This window comes from Cysteiniphilum sp. JM-1 (genome assembly GCF_008711525.1).
Lineage (GTDB): Bacteria > Pseudomonadota > Gammaproteobacteria > Francisellales > Francisellaceae > Caedibacter.
The window spans coordinates 65,111-90,667 of the sequence record NZ_VXKS01000004.1 but is presented as its reverse complement, the minus strand read 5'-3'; the positions used below and the strand labels follow the sequence as shown (position 1 = coordinate 90,667).

Annotated in this window: 24 protein-coding genes; 12 read left to right on the top strand and 12 right to left on the bottom strand. The window is 39.2% G+C overall.

Annotated elements, in window-relative coordinates; genetic code table 11:
- Window positions 1-57: 57 nt before the first annotated feature.
- Window positions 58-1,281, top strand: coding sequence for a sensor histidine kinase (locus F3D68_RS02745; protein WP_151192962.1), 1,224 nt, complete (start codon window positions 58-60; stop codon window positions 1,279-1,281).
- Here F3D68_RS02745 and F3D68_RS02740 read toward each other — a convergent pair.
- Window positions 1,278-2,210 (bottom strand): AEC family transporter, encoded by a 933-nt coding sequence (locus tag F3D68_RS02740; RefSeq protein ID WP_151192961.1) that lies wholly within the window; start codon window positions 2,208-2,210, stop codon window positions 1,278-1,280. The genes F3D68_RS02745 and F3D68_RS02740 overlap by 4 nt on opposite strands.
- A gap of 161 nt (window positions 2,211-2,371) precedes the next feature.
- On the opposite strand from F3D68_RS02740, the gene F3D68_RS02735 reads away from it, so the two are divergent.
- The 4 genes from F3D68_RS02735 to F3D68_RS02720 are packed head-to-tail and all read left to right on the top strand — an operon-like array spanning window position 2,372 to window position 5,839.
- Complete coding sequence (locus F3D68_RS02735) at window positions 2,372-3,028, top strand: hypothetical protein (protein WP_151192960.1); 657 nt, start codon at window positions 2,372-2,374, stop codon at window positions 3,026-3,028.
- A gap of 4 nt (window positions 3,029-3,032) precedes the next feature.
- On the top strand, window positions 3,033-3,422 hold the full coding sequence (locus tag F3D68_RS02730) for a hypothetical protein (protein ID WP_151192959.1): 390 nt from the start codon (window positions 3,033-3,035) through the stop codon (window positions 3,420-3,422).
- Window positions 3,419-4,522: an anhydro-N-acetylmuramic acid kinase gene (locus F3D68_RS02725; RefSeq protein WP_151192958.1), complete on the top strand. Its 1,104-nt coding sequence runs from the start codon at window positions 3,419-3,421 to the stop codon at window positions 4,520-4,522. The genes F3D68_RS02730 and F3D68_RS02725 overlap by 4 nt, the downstream gene beginning before the upstream one ends.
- A 33-nt stretch (window positions 4,523-4,555) precedes the next feature.
- A complete protein-coding gene (locus tag F3D68_RS02720) occupies window positions 4,556-5,839 on the top strand; it encodes an AmpG family muropeptide MFS transporter (protein WP_224728211.1) in 1,284 nt (427 codons plus the stop codon).
- A 135-nt stretch (window positions 5,840-5,974) separates the two neighbouring features.
- On the opposite strand, the gene F3D68_RS02715 is transcribed toward F3D68_RS02720, so the two are convergent.
- The 10 genes from F3D68_RS02715 to F3D68_RS02670 form a co-directional block, all read right to left on the bottom strand.
- Window positions 5,975-8,488, bottom strand: a complete 2,514-nt coding sequence (locus F3D68_RS02715; RefSeq protein WP_151192957.1) for a hypothetical protein — start codon at window positions 8,486-8,488, stop codon at window positions 5,975-5,977.
- Between the two features lie 160 nt (window positions 8,489-8,648).
- Window positions 8,649-9,026 carry a RidA family protein gene (locus F3D68_RS02710; protein WP_151192956.1) on the bottom strand — a complete coding sequence of 126 codons (378 nt, stop codon included), beginning with the start codon at window positions 9,024-9,026 and terminating at the stop codon, window positions 8,649-8,651.
- A 67-nt stretch (window positions 9,027-9,093) separates the two neighbouring features.
- Window positions 9,094-10,479 carry a hypothetical protein gene (locus F3D68_RS02705; RefSeq protein WP_151192955.1) on the bottom strand — a complete coding sequence of 462 codons (1,386 nt, stop codon included), beginning with the start codon at window positions 10,477-10,479 and terminating at the stop codon, window positions 9,094-9,096.
- A 16-nt stretch (window positions 10,480-10,495) separates the two neighbouring features.
- Window positions 10,496-11,314, bottom strand: a complete 819-nt coding sequence (locus F3D68_RS02700; RefSeq protein WP_151192954.1) for an SDR family NAD(P)-dependent oxidoreductase — start codon at window positions 11,312-11,314, stop codon at window positions 10,496-10,498.
- A 6-nt stretch (window positions 11,315-11,320) separates the two neighbouring features.
- Window positions 11,321-11,617, bottom strand: coding sequence for a hypothetical protein (locus F3D68_RS02695; RefSeq protein ID WP_151192953.1), 297 nt, complete (start codon window positions 11,615-11,617; stop codon window positions 11,321-11,323).
- Complete coding sequence (locus F3D68_RS02690; protein ID WP_151192952.1) at window positions 11,611-12,216, bottom strand: DUF4230 domain-containing protein; 606 nt, start codon at window positions 12,214-12,216, stop codon at window positions 11,611-11,613. Before F3D68_RS02690 ends, F3D68_RS02695 begins: the two co-directional genes overlap by 7 nt.
- A gap of 85 nt (window positions 12,217-12,301) precedes the next feature.
- Window positions 12,302-13,720, bottom strand: coding sequence for an Asp-tRNA(Asn)/Glu-tRNA(Gln) amidotransferase subunit GatB (gatB, locus tag F3D68_RS02685; RefSeq protein ID WP_151192951.1), 1,419 nt, complete (start codon window positions 13,718-13,720; stop codon window positions 12,302-12,304).
- On the bottom strand, window positions 13,717-15,168 hold the full coding sequence (gatA, locus tag F3D68_RS02680) for an Asp-tRNA(Asn)/Glu-tRNA(Gln) amidotransferase subunit GatA (protein WP_151192950.1): 1,452 nt from the start codon (window positions 15,166-15,168) through the stop codon (window positions 13,717-13,719). The genes gatB and gatA overlap by 4 nt, the downstream gene beginning before the upstream one ends.
- A gap of 11 nt (window positions 15,169-15,179) precedes the next feature.
- Window positions 15,180-15,467: an Asp-tRNA(Asn)/Glu-tRNA(Gln) amidotransferase subunit GatC gene (gatC, locus tag F3D68_RS02675; RefSeq protein ID WP_151192949.1), complete on the bottom strand. Its 288-nt coding sequence runs from the start codon at window positions 15,465-15,467 to the stop codon at window positions 15,180-15,182.
- 59 nt (window positions 15,468-15,526) lie between these two features.
- Window positions 15,527-17,851 carry a putative bifunctional diguanylate cyclase/phosphodiesterase gene (locus F3D68_RS02670; RefSeq protein ID WP_151192948.1) on the bottom strand — a complete coding sequence of 775 codons (2,325 nt, stop codon included), beginning with the start codon at window positions 17,849-17,851 and terminating at the stop codon, window positions 15,527-15,529.
- 342 nt (window positions 17,852-18,193) lie between these two features.
- On the opposite strand from F3D68_RS02670, the gene ubiG reads away from it, so the two are divergent.
- The 5 genes from ubiG (at window position 18,194) to F3D68_RS02645 (ending at window position 22,617) form a co-directional block, all read left to right on the top strand.
- Window positions 18,194-18,895, top strand: coding sequence for a bifunctional 2-polyprenyl-6-hydroxyphenol methylase/3-demethylubiquinol 3-O-methyltransferase UbiG (gene ubiG, locus F3D68_RS02665; RefSeq protein WP_151192947.1), 702 nt, complete (start codon window positions 18,194-18,196; stop codon window positions 18,893-18,895).
- Window positions 18,858-19,556 (top strand): HAD family hydrolase, encoded by a 699-nt coding sequence (locus tag F3D68_RS02660; RefSeq protein ID WP_191092672.1) that lies wholly within the window; start codon window positions 18,858-18,860, stop codon window positions 19,554-19,556. Before ubiG ends, F3D68_RS02660 begins: the two co-directional genes overlap by 38 nt.
- Entirely contained in the window at window positions 19,532-20,299 is a 768-nt protein-coding gene (locus tag F3D68_RS02655) for a hypothetical protein (protein WP_151192945.1), read from the top strand. The genes F3D68_RS02660 and F3D68_RS02655 overlap by 25 nt, the downstream gene beginning before the upstream one ends.
- A gap of 56 nt (window positions 20,300-20,355) precedes the next feature.
- Complete coding sequence (locus tag F3D68_RS02650) at window positions 20,356-21,336, top strand: hypothetical protein (RefSeq protein ID WP_151192944.1); 981 nt, start codon at window positions 20,356-20,358, stop codon at window positions 21,334-21,336.
- 78 nt (window positions 21,337-21,414) lie between these two features.
- Window positions 21,415-22,617, top strand: a complete 1,203-nt coding sequence (locus tag F3D68_RS02645; protein WP_151192943.1) for an amino acid permease — start codon at window positions 21,415-21,417, stop codon at window positions 22,615-22,617.
- On the opposite strand, the gene F3D68_RS02640 is transcribed toward F3D68_RS02645, so the two are convergent.
- Complete coding sequence (locus F3D68_RS02640) at window positions 22,614-23,060, bottom strand: hypothetical protein (RefSeq protein ID WP_117001459.1); 447 nt, start codon at window positions 23,058-23,060, stop codon at window positions 22,614-22,616. The two genes, F3D68_RS02645 and F3D68_RS02640, sit on opposite strands and share 4 nt — an antisense overlap.
- A gap of 246 nt (window positions 23,061-23,306) precedes the next feature.
- On the opposite strand from F3D68_RS02640, the gene F3D68_RS02635 reads away from it, so the two are divergent.
- Both F3D68_RS02635 and rimO read left to right on the top strand, forming a co-directional pair.
- Window positions 23,307-24,122, top strand: a complete 816-nt coding sequence (locus F3D68_RS02635; protein ID WP_151192942.1) for a carbon-nitrogen hydrolase family protein — start codon at window positions 23,307-23,309, stop codon at window positions 24,120-24,122.
- A 21-nt stretch (window positions 24,123-24,143) separates the two neighbouring features.
- Window positions 24,144-25,487, top strand: a complete 1,344-nt coding sequence (gene rimO, locus F3D68_RS02630; protein ID WP_151192941.1) for a 30S ribosomal protein S12 methylthiotransferase RimO — start codon at window positions 24,144-24,146, stop codon at window positions 25,485-25,487.
- The last annotated feature ends 70 nt before the right edge of the window (window positions 25,488-25,557 follow it).

Sequence of the window (25,557 nt, the reverse complement as noted above, 5' to 3'; positions counted from 1 at the left end):
GTCGCTGTTTTTGTTTTGATGGCTTGGTTATACTGAACCAATGAGGTGTACTTGTAAGTGACAAAAGAAATGACGCTCAAGCGAAAAAAGCAAATGATTATTGCTGCGATTACCTTAACAATTATATTATTTGCCATACAGTTTTGGGTGTATGTTGGCTCGTTGCATAATGCGGTGAAAAGTCATGAACAGCAAGGGGAGGTATTGGAGGCGATGCTCGATACTCAAAAGAACATCGCTCAATTTGATTATGCGTCATTACTGAAGTTTGTCGACAACTATAATAAAACCGCATCAAAGTTCTTGTCTGCCGAGATAAAGGAAGGTGTAGTAGCTGATCAGTTGGCACAATACCGCCCACTAACTTTAACGCAAGCCTTAAATGAATTTAATAAAGCAAATAGTGTGACAAGTTGCCAGTATTATCAAAAAGCGCAGCTTGGGGTGTGTTTTAGTCTTGAAAAACATACTTTCTTTATGCATAAAGAACTTATCTTATATATGCTCTTAGATTTCTTTATTCTCGTTATGGTGGTGGTTAGCATTATTATGTACGGCTTTACTTTAATCGATAAAACCATGCGTAGCGTTTATGCCCCCAATAAATTTCCGCTGCAATCACTCTTTTTTCGCAAGAGTTCCAACCAACTTAAGGCGAATATTGAAGAGCTTATTTCTGAGCGCGTCATGCTATTATCAACACTTTTTCATGATGTGAAAACACCGCTAACGCGCACGATGCTTTATCTGCAAGTAATGCCAAAAGAAACGCCCTTTCTTGAGAAGCTATCTTCAGATTTGATGGAGATTAATGAAATCATTGATTCAACAGTTACTTATTATCAAGGTAACTCTGGTGATCAGCGGGTTGATGTAAATAAAATGATTAAGCGGATAGCCGAATCATCAACACAGTGTAGTGTAATGGAGAATCCCGATGAGCATTTGCTTGTTGCTGGTAATGAAGGGCTTCTGTATCGTGCATTGGCAAATATTTGTAATAATGCCGAGAAATATGCTGGAGGATGTACGATACATTGCTATCAGCAAGGTCAACATGTGGTGCTTGAAATATCAGATCAAGGCCCAGGTGTGCCTGAGGCAAAAATACAGAGCATTTTTGAACCACAAGTTAAAAACATTCATCAAGCAGGTAATAGTACGGGTTATGGCTTGGGGCTTGCAATTGCACTGAAAATCATTCGTTTTCACAAAGGCAAAGTGACAGTAAAAAACACCTATCCAGGTCTATGCTTTACTATCGAGCTGCCACGTGCTTAAAAACCAACGAAAAGCATAAAAACAGGTAGTGTAATTATTGCAATCAATGTACCCAGAATGGTACTGCTAGTGCTTTCCTCAGTGAGCGTGTTATACCTTAATGCAAACATTGTTGTCATTGTTGCCGTGGGCATCGCGCAAAGTAGAATCACTTCTTTCGCAAGAATGCCGGTAATGCCAAAGCCATAGACCAATGCGATCATAATAAGTGGATGGATTAAATTCTTTAAGAAGATATTGATCACAGCACCTTTGGAGAATTTAATCACAAAACTGGACATGATAAGACCTAGTGCAAAAAGGGATACGCCCGAGGTGGTGTTACCAATGAGCTTAAGGCTATCTTCAATAATTTTAGGTAAAGGTACACCAATAACAGCATAAATAATCCCTAGAATTGGCGCGAAAACCAAAGGTTTTTTAAGAACTTCAACGATATTGCTGATAAAAAGCTGAGATAAATTGGCTTTATTTCCAGATCTTAATTCAAGCAGGATCACCGTGACTGGGATCATAACAACGCTGGAGATAATATTACCAATCACAATAGAGACAAGTACGCTAGAGCCAATCAATTCGATAAAAATGGGAATGCCCATAAACGCCATATCGGGGAATGAGCAGACAAAGGCGCCTTGCGCAGCCGTTTGTGGCGAACGTTTTAATAAGAACTTATGCGTACAAAAGCTAATAAGATACATACCCATTAAGCCAATAAAAAAAGCAATGACAAATTTGATATTAAGTAGTGTGTCGAGTTTGGTAGTTGCAGTAATGATAAATAGCAAACACGGAAAACTAAAGTTCATTACATAGGTGGCAAAACTTTTGCTGTGCTTGTTATCAATAATCTTAAAAAAGCCCGCTAACCACCCAAGAAAAATGACAAATGCTACGGGAATTAACGCATTTAAAATAGTAGAAAACATCTCTTAACCCTATACTCTCAATAAGAAATTAACTATATCAATAAATTTAGCTTATAGCCAATTGGTTTGCTTAGAATAAATCTAGCAATAAAAAGTGGCTAAAATTGACGAAATTCGCTAGGCTTTAGCTTACTTTTGATTGGATGAAATGGACTGAATTTATGGCAAGACGTGTATTACTGCTATTGGTTACATTGATTATTATTTTGGGTGGTGCTTATTACTTTTTTGGTGCGCATGATAAAGGAAGTAGCCAAGCACAAAAGATGGATTTAAATTCAACTGATCCAGCAGCTGAAGAATTATACCAAGCACTGCAAACGGCAAATTTCATTGAGCAAGGTGCAAAAACGGCAGCGCGCAATATATATGTGATCTTTGATCCTAATTGTATTTTTTGCCATGCATTATTTGAGGCAACTCAAAAGCAAGTAGAGGCTGGCAATTTAGCGATTCGTTGGGTGCCTATTGGCATTATCAAACGTTCAAGTCCGTTAAAAACAATGGCTATTTTAAGTGCAAAATCACCGCTTGAGGCATTAAAGCAAAATGAAAATGGTTTTAATTATGCCGAGGAAGAAGGTGGTATCACACCAGTGATCAATCCGACAAGCAAAGAAATTGAGCAATTTAATCACAATATGACGATTCTAAAAGGGTTAATCAACTCAGTGCCTGTCGTGGTATATAAAAATGCAGCAGGTCAAGCAAGAGTCAGTGGTGGTGCATTGCTCCCCTTAAAAGCCGATAGTGCTGCGTTGACAGAGAATGAACAGAAAGTAGATTTGTTTATAAAAAGCGTTGCAAAAAGTTGGTAAATCGATGATTGTTTTTGTTATTTATGCTGTTGTGTTGGCATTTTTCTGGATTAAAACCTTAACCTCAAGTTGCGCCAGTGATGATGATCATGAGATCAATTACTTTCTCGAGAAAAAATATCTTAAGATCAAACGTTATAAGCAATATGGGTTGTTGTATATCGTGACGTTATTTTATCTGGTATCGGTTTCAATGGTGTCAGCACGTTATATGCCGACAGAAAAACAAGTATTTGCAAATACAGCCTCACAGCTTAATCATGCGTGGCAGGTAATGCTCTCTTTTTCTTGGTGGTTGCAGTTATTATTTTTTATTGCACTTGTATTGTTTGTTGGTATGTTTGCGCTACCGTTGGCTAATTACCTAAAAGATAAGAAGCGTAATAAATCATGAGTGCTAAGTATTATATTGGCATTATGTCTGGCACTAGTATGGATGCGATTGATTGTGTTGTCGTTGATTTTACAGGTGACTCATTTAGTCTCAAAGCACAGCAAAGCTTCGCCTATTCTGCTGAGATTAAGGCGAGAATTAAAAATATTTTTGCGCACAGCTATCAATTATCATTATTCGATTTTGGTGATTTAGACTATCAATTAGCCGAAAGTTATGCGCAGTGCGTTAAACAAATGCTAATAGCAAATAACCTCAATGCAAAAGATATTATTGCCATTGGTTGCCATGGGCAGACAGTTTATCATCAGCCGCAGGGCATGCGTAAATTCAGTATTCAGTTAGGCAGTGGTAATGTGCTCACAGCACTGACAGGTATTCCTGTTATCAATGACTTTCGCAATAAAGATATGATTTTTGGTGGGCAAGGCGCGCCTCTCGTGCCGGCATTTCATCAAGCATTTTTTGCGGATAAAGATATGCCGCGAGTCATTCTAAACTTAGGCGGCATCGCTAATATTACTTGTCTACACCCTAAAAAAGCGCTTGTTGGTTTTGATACGGGTCCCGCCAATACCTTGATCGACCAATGGATTCATAAGCATCGTGGTGAAGCTTATGATCAAGCAGGTCAGTGGGGGCGCGGTGGTATATTGTTGCCCGAGTTGTTAGATGAATTAATGCAAGATCCTTATTTTGCGCAAAGCGCTCCTAAAAGTACGGGGCTTGAGTATTTTAATTTAAAGTGGCTAGAGAATCAGTTGTCTACCGATGAACATATACAAGATGTGCAGGCAACGCTGCATCATTTAACAGCGCGCTCGATTGCGGAGGCTGTTTTAGCTTATCAAGCAGATACTAAAGCGCTTTATGTCGCAGGTGGTGGCGCATGTAATGAGTTCTTATTGGACTTGCTTCGAGAATATTTGCCAGCTATCAACGTGCAGGCAATTAATGCTTTGGGCGTTGATGAAGCGTGGATTGAAGCAATTGCCTTTGCGTGGTTTGCTTATTGCCATATCAATAAGATAAAAATACCATTCTCAGCGACAACAGGAAGCAAAAAAGACTTTATTGCAGGAAGTTATCATGCTTGCTAGTGCAACGTGAAATTAGATTTTGGAGGGATAACAATGAGCGGTTTTTCACAACAGTTAAAAGCGGCAACCATAGACAGCATTGCCGGGTTATTTAAAAGTCGCAAAATGCTGGTGATGTTTATTTTAGGCTACTCGTCAGGCTTGCCCTTGATGCTTACGGCATCATCATTAACCTATTGGTATCACGAAGCAGGGGTTAGCATTCAAGATATTGGCTTATTAACACTAGTGGCATTGCCGTATACAGTAAAATATCTATGGTCACCGGTGATTGATCGCATAAGCTTTAAATACTTTGGCAGACGCAAGGGCTGGATTTTATTAATGCAGCTATTATTAATTGTCTGTGTGTTTTTATTGAGTCAATTCTCACCTGCGCAATCACCGTTAATTATCGCCGGTATTGCCTTGGCAATTTGCTTTTTCTCGGCAACGCAAGATATTGCGATTAATGCCTATCAAACAGAAGTGTTAGATGAGGATGAACGGGCATTAGGTAGTTCTATTTCAGTATTAGGTTATCGCGTGGCAATGATGGTCACAGGTGCCTTTCTATTAATCATGGTTAAATACTTTGATAATAACTGGCAAACCGGTATTTTTGCATTGATTCCATTTTTTGCAGTGGCAATGATCGGCACCTTTCTAGCGCGGGAAACCACAGTGGATAATCGCCCGAAAACTTTTGCTGATGCGGTTGTTTTACCATTTTATGATTTCTTTACGCGTCGCGGCTTTGCGGTAGCTGTTGTTATGCTGTTGATTATTGTTTTCTACAAGTTTAGTGATGCGTTGGCATTTTCACTTAATACCGTTTTCTTTGCTGAACTTGGCTTTGATAAAGTCACGATTGCCGTATCGTATAAAACCAATGCCTTAATATTTACCTTTATTGGTCTAGTATTGGGTGGTATGTTAGCCAAAGGATTTGGTTTGTTTCGTACGTTTTTACTATTTAGCTTTATGATGGCAGCGGCAAACTTAATGTATATGTGGTTAGCATTTGAAGGGAAGAATTATTATTTAATGGTAATCTCCGTTGCGGTTGAATATATGGTTGGTGCAATGGGTACTGCCGTATTAGTGGCAATGATTATGAGCCTTGTCAATAAAAGCTTCTCAGCGACACAGTTTGCAGTATTAAGCTCGATTGACTCATTAGGACGTGTATTAGTAGGGCCATTAGCGGGCAATGTTCAAGCAGGCTACGGTTGGGAGATGTTGTTTTTATTAAGTTTTATTCTTGGCTGCATTGTCACCTTTGGCATATGGCTGGCACGCAAGCAGATTATTTTAATGGCAAATCTGCATGGGTAGTCATGAATCAAGAGTAAGTCGTGCTTTAATTCCCTCTCGCCCGTGCAGCTTAAGCTTAAGCTGAACGAGCAATCCCACAAGGGGAGAGGTATTGGCTGCTGCAACTTGGTTATAGATCACCATATAGCGGGCGGATTATGACACTTGGTTAAAGTTTTCTTCTGTTGTGGCGTTAAACTTAAATCCTAGCGTTTGCTCTAATGAGGCAAAAGCATCATTCAGCAGCTGATACATTTCTTTGCGATCATTACTGTTGTTTAAGTTCAGAATTATGCCACTTGATAGCCCATTTTGCTCCATACTTTTTGCAAATGCTGCATTGGCGCTGTCAATGCTGATAAATTGATAGTTACTTGCCGTTTGACCATAAGCTAATGTGTGCATACTTTCCGCAAAGACTTTTTGTAATTGTGCAATGCTAAAAGCGAAAGAGTTATTCACCTGTAAGCCATATTGTGCCAGCGTTTGATTATTGTTAGTTAGTTGATCAATGTAGTATTGCACTTGTCGTGGATATAGAATGAATGTCGTGCCCTTATACCACTGTGGTAAGCTCTTTGGTTTGTAGCCATCTGCTAGCGTAGGTAGTTGGAAAGCATTGATATATGCGCTGTCATTTAAGCTGAAGTTTGCTAGATTTGGCAAATATTGACTTAATTCTTGTGGATACGCACAAAGATCAATGAGTGTGCCTAGAATATCGGAGTAAGTCCCCGCATTATATGCGGCATTAAGAATCATATCAAAATAGGCAAATTGATTGGCATTTAATGCTTGTACACATTTGCTCCAGCTATGTGCCTGTGGTCCCCACGTTGTGCTGTTATTGACCTCAATGCGATTTATATCATTTAAATGAAAATAAGCCGCTGCAAGTGGACCAAAATAGATATTATCGAGTGTTTCAGGTCCTGTTGAGCCAGTTTGCGTACCATTGTCTTGTGATGCAATACTATAGCCTAAAGATTTCTGTAGAACTGTATAGTTAATGAGCCCAAGGGATCCGGGGACATCAACGCTTGGTAGGCGCTTAGAGTAGTCATTGAGTTGATATGGGCCACCTTGACCTGCATTAAGTAATTGTTTTCTCGCTGTTTCATTATTGATAAACAATCCACCGGGATAGTTACTAGTACTGATATTCTCCTGTAGAAGCTGTGCAAATAAAGATCCTGCAATATAATCCTTATCGACAGACCACTGTGGGTAATGTGCTTTTATCATATAATTTAGCAACTCTCCGGCAACGTAATTAGATAATATCAGTGGTGCAAATTTAGGATCACTAAGCTCAATTGATTCTGCACTATGCGCATAATCACTCACTGGGAAACCAACGTGATAGGTGAGTTTCCCGTAGTTTGACTGTTGATTGACAATATTGACATTAAAGGCATTTTGTTGGGTGCCTGAAGAGGTATTGAACTGGGTTTTATCGGTGCTAGCAGTACCACTTGCAGCATTAACTGACAAAGTAAAACTGTCATTGGCAGGAAGCTCAAGGGTTTGTGTGGAGTTGCCTGATGGGATTTGACGCGTGAAATTGAACGTCGTTTTGTAGTTATTATCTTTGAGCGTGAGTTCTAAGGTGGTTTCATGATCGCTAGTAACCGTAAAAGGTGTAATGACTGTAACAAGTGGCGAAACTTGGTAATGAGGTGTCACGCTAACCTGCTTTTGATCTTGGCTGATATTGATGTTTTGATCAGCGGCATTGGCAACATTTTTACCATCGCTAACGGACTGAAATTGTAAGGTATAATCACCATAACTTAGCGATTGAAAAGTATAATTGCTATTCCAGTTAAGTGCTTTAGTTTGTGCTTGTCCATCGTGTGTAAGCGTTACTGTTGTATCACTACCTATGCCACTTAAAGGAGCTGGCGGTAGAGAAACTTTGATGCTTCCTTGTTCGCTAGGCGTTGTACATTGATAACTTAAACTTAGCGAGTTGATATTGTCACTATTAATGTTTAACGCATTGCTTGGTGAAAATACTGCAGTGCAATTGCCAATTTTGTTGGCATTCAAAGTGTAGTCACCATAATCTAGATGATCAATTAAGCTGGTTTGATCGGCTGTCCAATTGCTATTATTTAGCGTTTTGATCAGCTCCCCAGCACGGCTAAGCGTCACTTTGGATGTTCCTTGAAGTTGGGCGTTGGATTTAAAGGTAAACTGTATTTTCCCATTTTCACTTACTGGGGCATCATTGCTAAAAACCTGTGCATCAGTGATTTTAGCTATTTCGGCTAATGGGAAATTTAATCCAAACTGAACAGAAAATGATTGATTAATATTTAAGCTTTCATTTTTATTCTTAGCGATAGTAAAACTTACTAAGCCGTTGTGATTACTTGGTGGATTTGAATCGGAGTTTACGAAATTCCAAGTGCCCCAAACATTTTGTACCGTGCTATTAGCTTGAAATTGTACCAACGCATTTTTGAGATTAACTGGCTTACCACAGTGATTGGTAAATTGAATCTTAACTGCTTTGTAATATGCAGTTACATTGGGTTGATCGATGTTGATGTTGGCGCTAATGCAGTCAATTGGCTGCGGGGTACTCATTGCATAACTAAAAGCACCTAAGCTTAAGAGAATGCTTAGGGCAAGTGATTTTGGTTGTAGCGTCGTATTTAGCATATCTATATCCTATCTTGATTTTTCCATGAGCAGTATAGAGTATAACAAATAGCAAGTGACGCGTAATAAATACGTGGTATTGATTGTAATGCATTCTAGATATGGGCGATTTTAATTGAATATTAGGTGGCTTGAGTGAGGTAAAAACAAAGTCGAATGATTAAATCTCAGCAATTGCTTCAACTTCAATTAACACATCTTTGGGTAAGCGTGCGACTTCAACACATGAACGTGCTGGTGGGGTTATCCCTTGAAAAAATGAGGCATAAACTTCATTAAAAGCAGCAAAGTTATCCATGTTTTTAATAAAACAAGTGGTCTTGATCAGTTTATCCATGCTACTTCCGGCAGCTTCGACAACGGCTTTTAAGTTTTGCATGACTTGTTTTGCTTGCACTTTAATATCGCCTTGAACTAATTCGCCTTTTGCATTTAAGGCAATTTGTCCTGAGGTATAGAGCATGCCATTGATCTTAACTGCTTGTACATATGGACCTATCGCTTGTGGTGCGTTATTGGTTTGTACGACTTCTTTCATAAATATTCCTTAGATTTTTAAGAGCAATTTCATTCTGGCTAAATCAAGCCTATTGTCAACGCATGCATTAGCACTTTCGTAAAGATAGCTGTGTGATGAAATTAAAGATGATCACCAATAGCACAAGAATAAGCAAACTAGACAACAATACCTCTTTAAAAGCCATCATTGAGTAGCGATGTAGCAATGAGGTAATACTTAAATAAATCACCGGAATAAACCCTTGATACAAGATATTAAGGTATGTGCTTAATAGGGTATTTGTTTGGTTTGAATATTGATTGGTAAAGATGATTTGTCTTAGGTTAAACATCACAACATATTCAACAATTGCATAAATAACAAAAAATACAATAACGGCAAGCAACACCCAAGCTATATTGGCAGAGCCAATGGTGTAAAAGCACCACAATAGCGGCAACATCAACATACCAAATAAAAAGATATTCTGGCGGATGGCTGCATCAGTCGTTTGGCTTTTCTTACGCAAAATAAGACGCAAGCCAATGATTACGACAATTAATGAAAACACAGGCTCTAATGGATAAACCGCCTGATAGATTTGTGCAAGTTGATTGTTGAATAAAAACAACAGTACCGATGACATCAGCACATAAACAACGATGCTGTATTGACTTGCGCCATTGATACAGAGCATGACATAGCGTGGCTTGGTTTTGATCGCAATGGCAATACTTAGAAAAGCAATAATGACAATGACAAGTGCGTCAGCGATATTATGCCAACGATACATTAATGCACCACACAACAGTGCTAATAATGCGCCTATGGCAAAGGATAATAAGCATTTTAAAAACACCTGTATGTTGAAGGACTCAATGCCACGCACAAAACGGAAGTAATAAAAAATAGCGCCGCAAATTGAAGTTGCCAAAGTAAAAGGTAACAGCAGATTTAAAAAGGAAAAGCCAACAAACAAGATGGTGACGATAATGCCAAGGGTGTTGACGATAAATGACATTAGGTTATTTTTGATCTCATTGGAAAGTGAGTTTTCTGCGACAAGTTGATAACGTTTAGTATGTAATACGACTTGATTGCCAAGATACGATAGTAAAAAGAAATGTACCCCCATCGTCATGTACAAAGTACCACCGCCAAAGCGTCCGGAGAGTAAAATATAGGTGGTTAACATCAATAAAAATGGGCAGAAGAAACCAACCATTGTCAGCGCGTCTGATTTTTGTTTGACGTCTTTGATAAGTTTTTCAGTCAGGATGACGGTAAGCCAAGTAATGAGTCCTAAAATCGCACCAATAATCAGCATATCCGAGAAGAAATATAGACGTTCAAAGTCATCTTTAAAAACTTGGTTAAAGCTGGAGATGCTTTCTGCTAATGCGCGAATAGGGACATATACCGGCAAAATACAGAAATATAAAATACTCGGGTGACGTATACAGTTAAGCAAAAAAGCGCGTTGTGGTGACATTGATGGTATTCCTTTATTAATATCTGCTTAAGACACGCTCAAGTGCGCGACTAGATAACATCCATTTTAAGAGTTTAGCAATACTAGTAAACTTGGTGATGCTATAGCGCGGTGCGGGATTTTTTGCTTTAAGAATTTTCTCAACAACCTTGGCTACAGCGATTGCTTCCTCGTTAAATGGTACGGGTTTATGGTTACCTGACATCAGTTTTTTATAGTCACTTAAATGCACCGAATTTTTAAGCTCAATATTTTTAACGGTTTTCATCGAATTTTCTCGGATTTTACTGGTTACCGGTCCGGTGTTAAGTATCGTCATATGGATGTTAGAACCTCTTAATTCTTGACGCATTGTATCGACCAAGCCTTCAATGGCATATTTGCTAGCATTATAAGCACCTCGATATTTAAGTGATACTAATCCCAAGACAGAGCCATGCTGAATAATCTTACCATGAGCTTGCTTACGCATAATTTTGAGTGCCTTGCATGTGAGATTGTGAAGCGCAAAAAAATTCGTATCAAACTGCTCTTTGACGTGTTTTGTCGGAATATCCTCTAGGGCACCTGCTTGTGAAAAACCGGCATTATTAAATAACACATCTAATGTTCCGCCGCTTTTGTGCAGAATGTCAGCCAATGCTGCATCTATTTGCGCATCATCTAATACATCAATCAAGTAAGTTTCAAAACCTTCAGCAGTGAGTTTTTCAACGTCCTCTGGCTTTCTGGCGGAGGCAAAAACACGATAACCTTGTGTTTTTAAGTATTTCGCCGTGGCATAACCGATGCCGCCATGTGAGCAGCCGGTAATTAATATCGTTTGTTTGTCCATTATAAATTAACTCCAATTTATGGTAACAATCAGGGTGTATATAACATCAATTAACACCAAGATCACAATGGCAATAGCAAATTTCCTGACTCCAATCCTATAGTCTTTAGCATGATAGTGATCAATAACACGCAAGGTGGCTACAACAATTGCTGCGATTGCAATTGAGATACCACCAAGCAACACGCCAAAGCCCATAAAAGGTATCCACGCGCTTAATGCGGCAATCAAGCCATATAAAATGACATAAATGATAAATGTTTTGATAATTTGATGTTTGACGAGCCTTTGTTTTATTAGCATATATTACCTCGACACCAAGTGATATCGACCCGCCAATTAAATGGCTGATACATATCCTTCAATATTTGTGCGATTTGCGTCTGCGCTTGTGCGATATATTGATCACTCATTGCCAAATGGCGCATTGATTGCTGCGCAAGTAAATAGGCTTTATCCGGCACTTGGTCTTTAGGATCGGTATTGATCACCCCTAAACGCGGAATGACACCAAAGGTGTAGTCTTGTTTGGTGATCAAGTGCGAGCGTTGATGGTTAATGTCAATACTCAATACAGTTGGTAAAGGTAGTTTGATTGTTAGTATTTTGCGGGTTTTATCGATATTTATTTGTAGATGTTCAAGATCAACACCCAATAAAACCGAAGCATAAATATAATAAGATGCTCGAGTATCAACAAACCAGCCTTTATCTTCAAACTGTTCAATCTGGCTAAGTTCTAATCTCAGACTCGCCAGTTGGCTAATCGTTTTGACTTGGGTGACACTTGGGTAAAACTTTGCATTATTACTCGTATTATAATGCTGATAAAACCAAGCACCACTAGCTCCTAATACAATACAAATCACAAGTAGGATGAGTTTAGAAAAAATACGCATCATAGCACCAATGCCACAAATAAAACGATGATTAAGATCAATAGTATCCAGTGTTTTATACGCACATTTATATCCTTAAATACGGAAGTTATCCATTCAACTTCTTATTCAATATTTCATTCACCTGCTTAGGGTTTGCTTTGCCTTTGCTGTTCTTCATAATCTGACCGACAAAGAAGCTCAAGAGTTTCTTGTTTCCGGCATGGTAATCTTGCACTTGTTGTGGGTTTTGCGCGAGTATCTCATCAACTAAGCTTTCAACGAATCCAAGATCATTGCTTTGGCGCACGCCTAATTGATCAATAATGCTTTGTATCGCTTGCGGCTGATCATAATAGTGTTGCAATACAGCTTTAGCCGATTTTAAAGAAATCTCATCCTTATCAACGCATGCAATTAGCTCAAGTAATACATGAACAGGCACATATCTGGCATCAAATGTGCTTTGCGCACGATTAAACACGGCTTGCAACTCAACAGCAACCCAGTTATATGCGGTTTTTGCCGGAATGCTTTTTGTTAATGTATCATAGTAATCCGCGACTGTCGGGTTATCCATTAGAAAATTGACCTCATCAGCATTAAGCGCCTTGGCATAGGTTTCACGGCGCACTTTTGGCAATGGTGGCATCTGTGCATGTATGCTTTCAATTTCTTCATTAGATAAGATAATGGGCAATAAGTCAGGATCAGGGAAATAACGATAATCAAAGGCATTTTCCTTACTGCGCATACTTCGCGTTTCATTATTATCTGGATCATAAAGCCTTGTTTCTTGCGTGATTACGCCACCTTTGTCAAGGACATTGACTTGACGCTGATACTCATAATGAATGGCACTTTCAATAAAACGAAATGAGTTGATATTCTTAAGCTCAGCTCTTGTGCCAAGATCCTCACCGGGTTTGCGAATTGATAAATTAACATCACAGCGAAATGATCCTTCTTGCATATTGCCATCACAAATCCCGAGATGCTGCACCAGTTGATGAAGGTCTTTAAGATAACAAATCACCTCCTCGGCACTACGAAAATCAGGATGTGTCACAATTTCCAATAGTGGTGTGCCGGCACGGTTATAATCTAAACCGGTTTGATCGCCAATAAAATCATGCACTGATTTACCCGCATCTTCCTCAAGGTGGGCGCGTTCAATGCGAATGGTTTTAATACCCTTATTTGTTGCAATCTCAAGCTGACCGTTTTGCACAATTGGATTATTGGATTGACTGATTTGATAGCCTTTGGGCAAGTCTGGATAGAAATAATTCTTGCGCGCGAAAAAGCTGTTTTTTGAAATTGTTGCATCAACCGCTAGACCAAACATCACTGCCATATCGATGGCTTGCTTATTAACAACGGGCAGCGTTCCTGGTAAGGCAATGTCAATAAAACTCACCTGTGTATTAGGCTCTTGACCATAAAGGGTCGCCGCATTTGAGAAGATTTTGGCTTGTGTTTTAAGTTGGACATGCACCTCAAGTCCAATGACCATTTCATAACTCATGCACCGACTCCTTGTAATAATTGCTGTGGTAGGTGAAAGGTAGTCTGACGCTGAAATGCACAGACTGCTTGCAATAATAAATGATCTTGGAAATTATTTGCCATCAATTGTGCGCCAAACGGCATATGCGCAATTCGTCCAATAGGAAATGAAATTGCAGGCGCCCCTGTTAAATTGGCAATTAATGTATACATGTCCGACAAATAAGTCGTTACAGGATCTTTTTGTGCGCCAAGTTTGGGTGCAGTCGTTGCGGCTGTTGGCAGTAAAATCATATCAACACTTTGATAGATCATATCAAGATCTTGCTTTAATTTGGCGCGCACCTGTTGGGCTTTGTGATAGTAGGCATCGTATTGACTCGCGGCTAATACGTAGTTGCCAATGACAATGCGGCGTTTGACCTCGGCACCAAACCCTTCTGTGCGACTATTAATGTACAATTCATCTAACGTATTTGCATGCTGACTGCGATAGCCATAACGCACTCCATCAAAGCGTGCTAAGTTCGTGGCAGCTTCAGCCGGTGCCAATACATAATAGCTTGACACAGCAGCTTGTAAATCAGGTAGTTGAATATCTTTAATCTTCGCACCTTGCTTTTGATAAATGGCAATACATTCTTGAAATAGTGCTTGTGCCTCAGTTGAGAGCTTTGATAATAACTGCCCATCAACACCAATGGTCAGATTTGCCAAATCTTGCTGTAGTGATTTAGTGAAAAAATCCGGATCGGTTGCGATACTTGTGCCATCTTTCTCATCCTTACCTGCCATCGCTTGCAGTAAATAGGCGCAATCCTCAGCATAATGCGCCAATATGCCAACCTGATCAAAGGATGAAGCATACGCCACTAAACCATAGCGTGACAACGTGCCATAGCTTGGTTTTATTCCCGTGATACCGCAAAAACTTGCCGGTTGCCTTACCGAACCACCAGTGTCACTGCCTGTGGCAAAGGGTGTGAGCCCTGCGGCAACTGCCGCGGCTGAGCCACCAGATGACCCGCCTGGGATGTGGTTTAAATCATAAGGATTTTTCACCGCGCCAAAAAAACTATGCTCATTGGTTGAGCCCATACCAAACTCATCCATATTGGTTTTACCGAGCAGTGTCATGCCTTGATTTTTAAGCTTATCGACTACTGTGGCATTAAAAGGGGATTGATAATTGCTTAATATCTTGGAGCCACAAGTGGTGGTCAGAATATCAGTGCACAGATTATCTTTGTGTGCGATAGGAACTCCAGTTAGCAGTGTTGCCTTGCCTTTGGTAATTAAATCATCCATTTCTTTGGCATGTGCTAAAGCCTTGGTTTCATTGACTGATATAAAGGCGTTTAATGAGTTGTTTTTATGTTTTATCTCTTTTAAATACGTTGTTGTTAACTCAACAGCACTTATATTTTTGTTATCAAGCTTTTGACGTAATGTTTTTAAAATACTCACGAGAATTCCTCTTATTCAATCACTTTTGGCACAATGAAATGCTGATTAGTAAACTCAGGTGCTATACGCTCAAAGTCGGCTGTATGATTTTGCATTTGAGGCGCATCTTCACGCGCTGGATAATGACTTAACAATGGTGAAATCATTGGTTTAATATCATGCGTATCCACCAACTTAAGATTATCAAATAGATTAAAAATATTATTCAGATCATATTCAAACTGTGCCAACTCTTCCGGCTTGGCGCTGAGTTTTGAAAGCATGAGAATATGCTTTAATTCCTGCTGCGAGATTGCCATTTACTGGTTTCCAAAGCTGCTTTTATATAGGCAATTATCGTAGCATTGTTAAGTGAGAATTAAAACAATTGATGATGCGGTTTGTGTTCGATAAAGTGGGTTGCATCATAGGCTGACAACGGCACGCTGAAATAGTAGCCTTGAATGTAGTCACAGTGCACTTTCTTTAATAGTTGATATTGCTCAATGGTTTCAACCCCTTCAGCAACCACAGTACTCCCTAAGCGATGACTCAAATCGATAATGCTTTCAACAATAAGCTTACTGTTGATATTGGTTAACATGTCATCAATAAAAATTTTATCAATCTTAATGTTATCAATCTGTGCATGAATCAAATAGCTTAGCGAGCAAAAACCCGTACCAAAATCATCAATGGATATTTTAAAACCCATATTTTTAAGAGTATTTAGCACTTGCGATGTATTGTCTAAATTTTCCATAATCACCGTCTCGGTGACCTCAAAGGTAACATACTCACTGGGGATAGTCATTTGTGCCATTAAGTGCTCTAAGAATGCCAATAAAACCGAAGGGTTATTGATTTGTACGGCGGAGAGATTGATTGAAATGCTTGGTTTATGGATGATTGTTTCATCTTCATGCCATTGATAAAGTTGGTAAAATGCTTGGCGAATAACCCAAGCACCTAGCTCAACAATTAGCTTAAGCTCCTCAGCAACAGGAATAAATTCACCAGGTGAGACCTCGCCCAAATAACGATTATGCCAACGCAGCAACACTTCAAAATGCATTTGTTGCTTATCATTCAAATGAATGATCGGTTGAAACATAAGGTAAAATTCATTGTTTTTTATCGCATTCGCTAAATGCTTACCGAGCTCAAGTTGACGGAAATAACGTGCGCCAATATTTTCATTAAAGATACAGTAACTATTGCCGCCGGCTTTTTTACAATCTCTGATTGCCATATCGGTATATTGCATTAATGTCTCACGATCACTCGCATGCTCTGGCGATATTGCTGCACCTATACTTGCCTTAAGGCTAATCGGGTAATCGTTGACTAAAATTGACTGGTGAACAACCGCAAACAAGTGATTGATCACAAGTTTAACATCATCGAGTGTGCGAATATCTTTAAGGACAACGACAAATTCGTCACCGCCAATACGTGCGACAAAGTCACTTTTGCGTACACTGGACTTTAAACGTGTGGCGATCTCACGCAATACAATATTACCGAAATAGTAGCCAAAGCTGTCATTGATATTTTTAAAATGATCGATATCAATATGCAATAAGGCAACCTTCTTATTGTTGGTGGATTCGTCTATGAGTATTTTTTCAAACACGGTATCAAAGTATCTGCGGCTTGGCAATGCAGTATGCTCATCCTCGTTCAATAATTGATAAAATTGATTGTTCTCAACCATGACCTTATTGAGCATAGGACGCAACAAAAGGTATATCAATAAGATAAAAATGATAACAAATCCAAGGATTGTTAGTGGGATATGTGATAAGTTGCGCCAAACGCTTGAAGCAACTGTTTTTTTATCTACACCTAAAGCTAAAACTTGTTGTCCATTAATGCGCTCAAAATAGTATTTTTTATCTTGGATCAAAAGATTGGAATGTTCTTGCGTTTTTAATTGCGTTAATACTTCGCTTGGCAACGTCGTGAGATTGTTGGCAAAACCTGAGCTTATTGCTTGCCACGAGCTACCACTCTTGATAAACCAATAAAAGTCACGCTTTTGTGTCAGGCTTTCAGATTCAAACTTATTCAAGAGCTTGCTTAAGTCAAAATAGAGCCGATCATAACCAATAATCTTTCGATCTTGTCCAATTTGTGTATAAATTGGACTGGTTAGCACTGCAGTAAGTCCATCATTGCCAATGGCAAATGTAAGCGCTTTTTTATCAAATCGTTGATGTTGCTTGGTGCCCACTTCAACCAATAAATGTCCATTACTTTCAAAACGCTGTATAGATTGTAAAGCAGCACTTGAGACAAGGGCGGATGCCAAAATTTGCCTTAAGGCATTCACCTCATCGATAATGGCATCACCGTATTGGTATTTGCGCTCGATTTCTTCCGTCAACCATGCGGCTTGCGTGCGGCTACTTATCTGTAATGCAACGCTTCGCGCTTCTGATAAAGACAATTGAATCTCTGTTTTATAGCCGTCTAATACTTCTTCATAATAATGGTTAATTGTGCGCTGTGTTTGTTGATAAAAAGGATAAAATGACAAAACAAAAACGGTTAAAGATGCGAGGGTAAGCAAAATAATAGTACTGATCAACACACGCCAAAATATTTTTTTACCGATGAGTTTATTAACCTTGCGGGCTTCACTCATTCTGTTGGCTTTTTTAGCTTTTTTGGCTTTTTTGAGTTTCTCAAATATCTTCAAAATCGGTCATCCTTGTCGCTATCAACTACCATTATCTGTGTCGTTTTCCCAGTATAGCGCTAATAATTTATTTTTCGAGCGATCAGCTGAACATTTCATATATACTAATAATCGAAAAATTAAGTTGCAGCAACGATTACCTCTCCCCCATGCGGGAGAGGTCGTGCAGCGTGAGCTGCGCGGGTGAGGGGTAATTGAATCCCACTTTATTTTTTATCATCTACATAGCTAATTTCCTCGTTGTAAGCTATTTGGTGATTTGGTAATTTTTTATATCGCAACAATAGCGCGGTTTGTTATGATGGCATAAGTTTTAAAACAGCGACATAGAAGCAATAAATTATCATGAATGTTGATCAAGCTGAAATTAATAAATTTAGTGCATTGGCGCACCAATGGTGGTGTGAGGATGGTGAGTTTCGCACATTACATCAAGTCAATCCTTTGCGTGTGCAGTTTATTGAAGAATGTGCAGGCGACTTGGCGCAATTAAGTATTGCCGATATTGGTTCTGGCGGTGGCATTTTGACAGAAGCAATGGCTCAGAAAAATGCAAATGTTACGGGCTTAGATCTTGCTGAAGCCTCTTTGAGTGTTGCCAAACTTCATCTATTAGAGTCAAATCTCTCTATTCGTTATTTAAAAGATTCCGTTGAAAACCTCGCACAAAATGAACCGCAAAGCTTTGATATCGTTACCTGTATGGAAATGCTTGAACATGTGCCTGATCCTGAGAGTGTGATTCGCTCATGTGCAGAACTCTGTAAAGAAGGTGGCTGGGTGTTTTTCTCAACGTTAAATCGCAATCTCAAATCTTTTGCATTATCCATTGTCATGGCGGAATATGTCATGGGACTTATTCCTAAAGGCACGCATGAATACAGTAAGTATATTAAGCCACTGGAGCTGATTAATGCTGCAAAAAAATATGGTCTTCGAGTCACCAAAATCAAAGGTTTGCATTATAACCCCCTGACTAAAAACCTATCTTTAGGAGGTAATGCTGATGTTAACTACATCGCTGCATTTACCAAGGAGTCCTAAATACCCACTTGATTTGTTGTTATTTGATCTTGACGGCACCTTACTTGACTCATCCGATGGCATCTTTGATGCGATTAGGCATGCGTTTATTCGGCATAAGCTAGAGATTGACTTTAACGCAGATACACTAAGGCAACATGCTGGTCGCGGTGTTGAATTTTTGCTAAAGAAAATTAATGAGCAGCTTACTCGTGAGCAATTGAATACGTTAAAGCATGATGCGTTTGTACATTATCAACAGCATGCCGCTGATATGACACACTCCTTTGTTGGCGCACATGAGTTAATGAATACTTTACATCAGCAACAGCTTAGCTGGGGAATTGTTACCAGTAAGACGCGTAAATTAACTGAAGCTGTGATTGCGAAAGTACCACAATATCAGGAGGCTAAAATCGTGATTTGTGCGGATGATTTATCTTATAAAAAGCCACACCCTATGCCGATTATCCATGCGCTTAAAACGCTTGATAAAATACCGCAACATGCAGCTTATATCGGGGATACCAAGCCAGATATGTTGGCTGCCAAACACGCACATTGCTATCGCATTTTTGCGGATTATGGTTATGAAGCAAATACGATGAATGATGATGACTATGATTTGAAAATTTCAAACTTGGAGCAATTACGCCAGTGGATTATCTATACGCTTGTCTAAGCGAAAAAAACCCAGAATCAGGATCTATTTATTATTATGCTTATCGCCATTGCTCGGAAGATAAGACAAAAGTTCTTTATGCCTTGGATCAGTTAAAATATCAATGGCTTAAAGCATCTGAGCTATATTCAGAACCCTACCCTAGTCTGCAAAAACTACAATGGTGGCAACAGGCTTTAACCGATTTAAAGGAGCGTCGTGACCATCCATTGCTAACTGTTTTGTATCAGAGTTTTGAGTTTGATGCGTTGCAAGAATGTTTATCAAGTGACTTGGATTATGCCTTACAAACGATTGCTGAAGGGCGTAATTATCAAGATTCATTGGATCTAAGTGAGAGCTTCCTTGGCATTGCTAAACTTAAAGCACATGCACTTCAGTTTAATGAACTAGAGCAAATCAAAACTTTAAATCACATCGATGAGTTGTTGCGTCACATATTGATGATCGGCAAACATTTTTCACGCAATATTATTTTGGATAGCACGCTAACACCGCAAATTACGAAAGAAAGCTTTCATCAAGTAATGAATGAATTAATGCAATATATTCATACTTTAAAACAAAATTTAAACCTGACAGCGGCGCAAATAAAGCAGCTTAAGCCTTTGATTGCATTGCATAAACAGCAGATGCTATGCGTGAAAAAATTTACCAAAAAAGTGGATAATCCTTTTGTTGAGAGTATTTATGTTTCATCGTTTGCATTATTATTTACAAGTGTATCGGCATCAAAACTTTAACCTGTCGGGTTTTTCTTATACAATCACTTTTAATTTAAATCTGCTGCATTGCTGCCATGAATAGAAAATATTTAATCTTGTTGCTGAGTCTAGCGATTACCCACGGCGTATTTGCTAATGGTGATTCATCCAAGTCATTAGATAAAAATGATCCATTGTCGATCAAGCCGTTGCTTAAAGATCTTCTTATGCAAAATCAGCAAACGCTTAATCGTTTGACAGGTGAGGTGCAAGCGCTTAAAAAATCAAGGCAACAAGATACTCCTGTAGTCCCTAAAAAAGCGGAGCAGACAGCCTCACCAATGGATCGTGAGGCGATGAATAGCCCAATTTTCTTACCAGGTGGCGCGCCAATGCCAGAAGGGTATAATGATCGCTATAACAATCAGCAACAGCTAGCTCAAGCAGCAACTGACAATAACAAAGACAAATCTGCAGATGATGATGCGCAAACAAAAAGTCAAAATAATGACAGCACAAGTAGTAGCTCATCCAATTACAACAACCCTTATAGCAATAATTACAACAACTATTCTGGTGGATCATACTTTCCTAGCACATCCACTAAGTTCCAAGCGACTTTTAGCTCAGTCAATAGCAGTTACAGCTATGGCATTGCTAAAGAGGGTAATGCGTTTATTAATCCTTTTGCTAACATCTCAGACAGTAATGCGGTTAGTCTTAAAATCACTGGTAACTCAAGCGGCTCTAGCTCGACGTACACTTCAATTAAATTTTGTAATTCCAATTTTACGACATGCAATTCGGCATTAAGCATGTCAAGCAATACGACAAATATCACCAGTGATCAACTGGTGAGCGGTAGCTCTAGTTATTCATTAACAAGCCTTACTTTTAATGGGACAGCTGTGAATTACCAAGTGGCGCGTCTTTATGCTCAAATCACCAATAGCTCAAGCACAACAACAAATATCAGCTTTTCGTTTCCAGTCTCTAACTGTACGGTTGCTGACAGCGGTGATTTAAGTTGTAGTTTAAGCACCAGTGGCGTTGCAGTTTCTGTCGCGAGTAATTAATCACTGACTAACAGCATTGCTGAAGTTTTCATTCATCGTTACAATGCCTGAACCTTAGATTATCCATTAGAAATAATTATGTCGTTATCTTCACGCGGATTTGGCTCTGCTATGATTATCACAGGCACAAGTGTCGGCGCTGGGATGCTTGCTATTCCTGCTACGGTTGCTGCTTGCGGCTTTTGGTTGGCAAGTTTGCTATTGATTGTTGTTTGGTTTGTTATGATGCTCACAGCCTTGCTGTTAGCTGAAGTTAATCTTGCCATGCCGAATGGGACGAACTTTAGCCGTATGGCACATGCGACTTTAGGTAAAGCGGGACAGCTTATTACATGGGTTTCATACCTATTATTACTTTATTCATTAACAGCTGCTTATAGTGCAGGTGGTGGCAATCTTATTGCCAGTGGCTTAAATAGAGTGGGACTATATTTACCTGATGCAGTAAATAGCGCGCTTTTTATTTTGATTCTTGGTTTTTTTGTCTATATTGGCACGCGCGCCGTTGATCATGCCAACAAGGCGCTAATGCTTATTAAGTTCCTGGCATTCTTTGCCTTTGTTGTTGCGATCGTGCCAAGCATTCAGCAGACTTTGCTTGATGTTGAAACACGTTCATTTAATTTTATCTGGATTACATTCCCGATTTTAATCACCTCCTTTGGTTTTCATCATATCATTCCAACACTGCGCAGTTATCTTAATTCTGATCGCGCAACTTTACGTAAAGCCATTATTTTTGGCAGTTTTATTCCCTTAGTCATTTATCTTATATGGGTATTATGCACACTTGGATCGATTCCTATCTATGGTGCTGAAAGCTTCCAGAGCATCATTCAAAGTGGCAATACCTCGGCAGGGATTGTTGGCAGCTACCACAGTACACATATTGGTAGCTTTGCCTATCTATTTGAATCAGTTGCAATAACCACCTCCTTTTTGGGTGTCACTTTGGGACTGTTTGATTTTAACCGTGATACATATCGGCTGCAAAGACCAACACATATCAATAAAATAGCTGTTTTCGTGATTACGTTCTTGCCTCCATTCTTATTTGCTGTTTTTTATCCTCAGGGCTTCATTATGGCATTAGGCTACGCCAGCATTTTTGTTGCAATTTTATTAATTGGATTGCCTGCCGCAATGACCTGGGTTATTCGTGCGCGTCAAAATAAAAACCACCTCCTAAGTAAAACTTATCTTGGTATTATTTTACTAATCGCTGGCGTGATGATCCTGCTTGAAATATTAACGTTATTTAATGTATTGCCAACACTCTAATGTAGCGTTCTGTTCTCACTACTTAGCACCATATCGTAACTATAGCTATTGGTTTTTCCGAGCTCTTCATCAATGAAATCTTGCCAGTTAAGTAAATCATCGATTTCACCTTGAACGGCAATAAACTGTTGATATTCGTCAAGGTAATAATCCAAGGCTTCATCAAGATCGGTTTGATGGTCTTTAGCGTACATGTATAACTGATAGACTAACTCCATTTTTTTGTAGAATTCATCAAGCGTCAATGCGGTAAACACCTGACGTTGTTGCCCTTGATAAAAGATATTCACTGCATAAAGGACAACTTTTTTCTTGTCATCAATACAGCATTGCGCCTGTACGTTATAGCCGAAATAAGATAAAGCTAATTCAAAATACTGACAGCAACTGTCGAAATGAATGCGTTGTTGTTTGGTAAACAATTGATCGATTGACGTAGTCATAGCGCATCCTCCTATTGTTGGTTAGCCGCATGGCCCTGCGCCGCCGTTAGCCCTATGCTTCCAGCGCAGCTAACACCTTACCTATCCTTAGTATAGCAGCATATTAAAATACGCAACCCCCTTTTTTATCTTTTTTACTTTTTTTACTTTTTCACAAAAAAATATCTTAATGCGTGCTTAACTACTGCTTTATTGTTGCTTGATTGAGTTATATACTAACCCCATAGCTTTAAGGACAGCAGGGATATGATGACAAAGATTGCAATCGCTCAAATCAATGCATGCATGGCAGTTGGCGTTAACTTGCTTTGCTTGAAACGGATGATTGAGCGCGCAGCTGATAGTGGTGCCAAACTGATTATCTTTCCTGATCGCTGCGCACTGTTTTCGATGAACTCATCAGACTATGAAATTAATAAAGAGATTTTAGGCGAAGGACGTATTCAAGATTATTTGCAGAAGTTAAGCCGTGACAATAATATCTGGATTATCGCCAGCGGCATTCCCATTGTGTCTGAGTACAGCAAAGAAAAATACTATTTAGCAAGTGTCGTTTATAATAGCGCTGGTGATTTGTATGAAGTCTATTATCACTTGGCACCCACTTTGCCTTGTGCCTTTCAATGGACGCACAGCTTACTTCAAGATCAAGAGTATGGTGAAATGGTTAAAGTGATTAAAACGCCATTTGCTAATATTGGTCTAATTTCCACTTATGATTTATTTTTGCCTGAAGTTTTTCGCTATTTGAAGAAACAAGGTGCCGATATATTCGCAGTGAGCGCGGCGTTTACTCAGGATATGGGTGCGCATGCTTGGATGACGCTTCTTAGAGCACGTGCGCTTGAAAACAGTAGTATGATTCTTGCTGCCAATCAAAGTGGCATTCATGAGGATGCCAATTTGCTTTTCCATGGCAATAGTATGGTTGTCGATCACAATGGACAACTTGCACAACGCATCGAAATGGGAGAGCAATTACTCTATGCTGAGATTGATACAAAATATTTTAAAAATATTTGTTTTGATCAAAATCCATTCCAGTTACAATACCGCAGGTAAAATTAACCTAAAGGTATTTATATGCAGGTAACCATGCCAAAAATTGGCTTTGTCAGCTTAGGCTGCCCTAAAAATTTAGTTGATTCTGAACGTATTATTACAAAATTAAAAACCGACGGTTATGAGATAGCTGCCGATTATAGCCATGCTGATTTGGTGGTTGTAAATACCTGCGGTTTTCTAAACTCGGCTATTGAAGAGTCGCTTGAGGCAATAGGTGAAGCCCTTGATGAAAATGGTAAAGTCTTAGTGACGGGCTGCTTGGGTAAAAAGTCAGATATGATTCGTGAGAAGTACCCCAATGTTTTGGGTATTTCAGGACCTCAAGATTATGAAAATCTTGTCAAAGCCGTGCATGATAATCTGCCGATTGAACATCATGCCTTTACTTCACTGGTTCCTGCTCAGGGAATTAAATTAACACCAAGACACTATGCTTATCTTAAAATTTCTGAAGGCTGCAATAACAGCTGCACTTTCTGCATTATTCCCGATATTCGTGGCAAGCTAAGCTCACGAAAGCTTGATGATGTGATGCTTGAAGCAAAACGTCTTGTTAATGCAGGCGTTAAAGAGTTACTAGTTATCTCACAAGATACCAGTGCCTATGGTGTTGATATCAAATATGCTGAGGCTAAATGGAATGATGAAACTTACCAGAGTCGTTTTATTGATTTAGCGCGTGCCCTATCAACCTTAGGTGTTTGGATTCGCATGCATTATGTCTATCCTTACCCGCATGTTGATAAAGTAATTTCACTGATGGCTGAAGGTAAAATTGCACCCTACTTGGATATTCCTTTTCAACATGCCTCACCACGCATTTTAAAGCTGATGAAGCGTCCTGCAAATGCGACAAACACGCTTGAGGCCATCAAACGTTGGCGTGCGATTTGTCCAGAGCTTACCATTCGTAGTACATTTATCGTCGGCTTTCCAGGGGAAACCGAAGAAGACTTTATGACGCTATTAAACTTTCTGGAAGAAGCGGAGCTTGATCGCGTTGGTTGCTTTACTTATTCTGAAGTTGAAGGCGCTAAAGCCAATGATTTGCCAAATCTTGTGTCAGAAGAGGTTAAACAACAACGCCTTGAACGCTTTATGGCAGTGCAATCAAAAATCAGCGCTAAACGGTTACAACGCCATGTTGGAACTATTCAGAAAGTCATTATCGATGAGATCCGTCATGATGAGAATATCGCATTGGCACGCACACAATACGACGCGCCAGAAGTTGATGGTGTTGTCATTATTGAAGATGTTAATGATCACAAAGGTATTGCCAAAGGTGTGTTTGTAAATGTTGAGATTTTTGCTGCTAATGAGCATGATTTATTTGCAAGATTGAAGATGGATTCGCAATAAACTTCTACAGCTAAAGCAATGAAGCACTGTTTTTTATATATCAATTGAACTAAAATCGCAAACAGGTTAG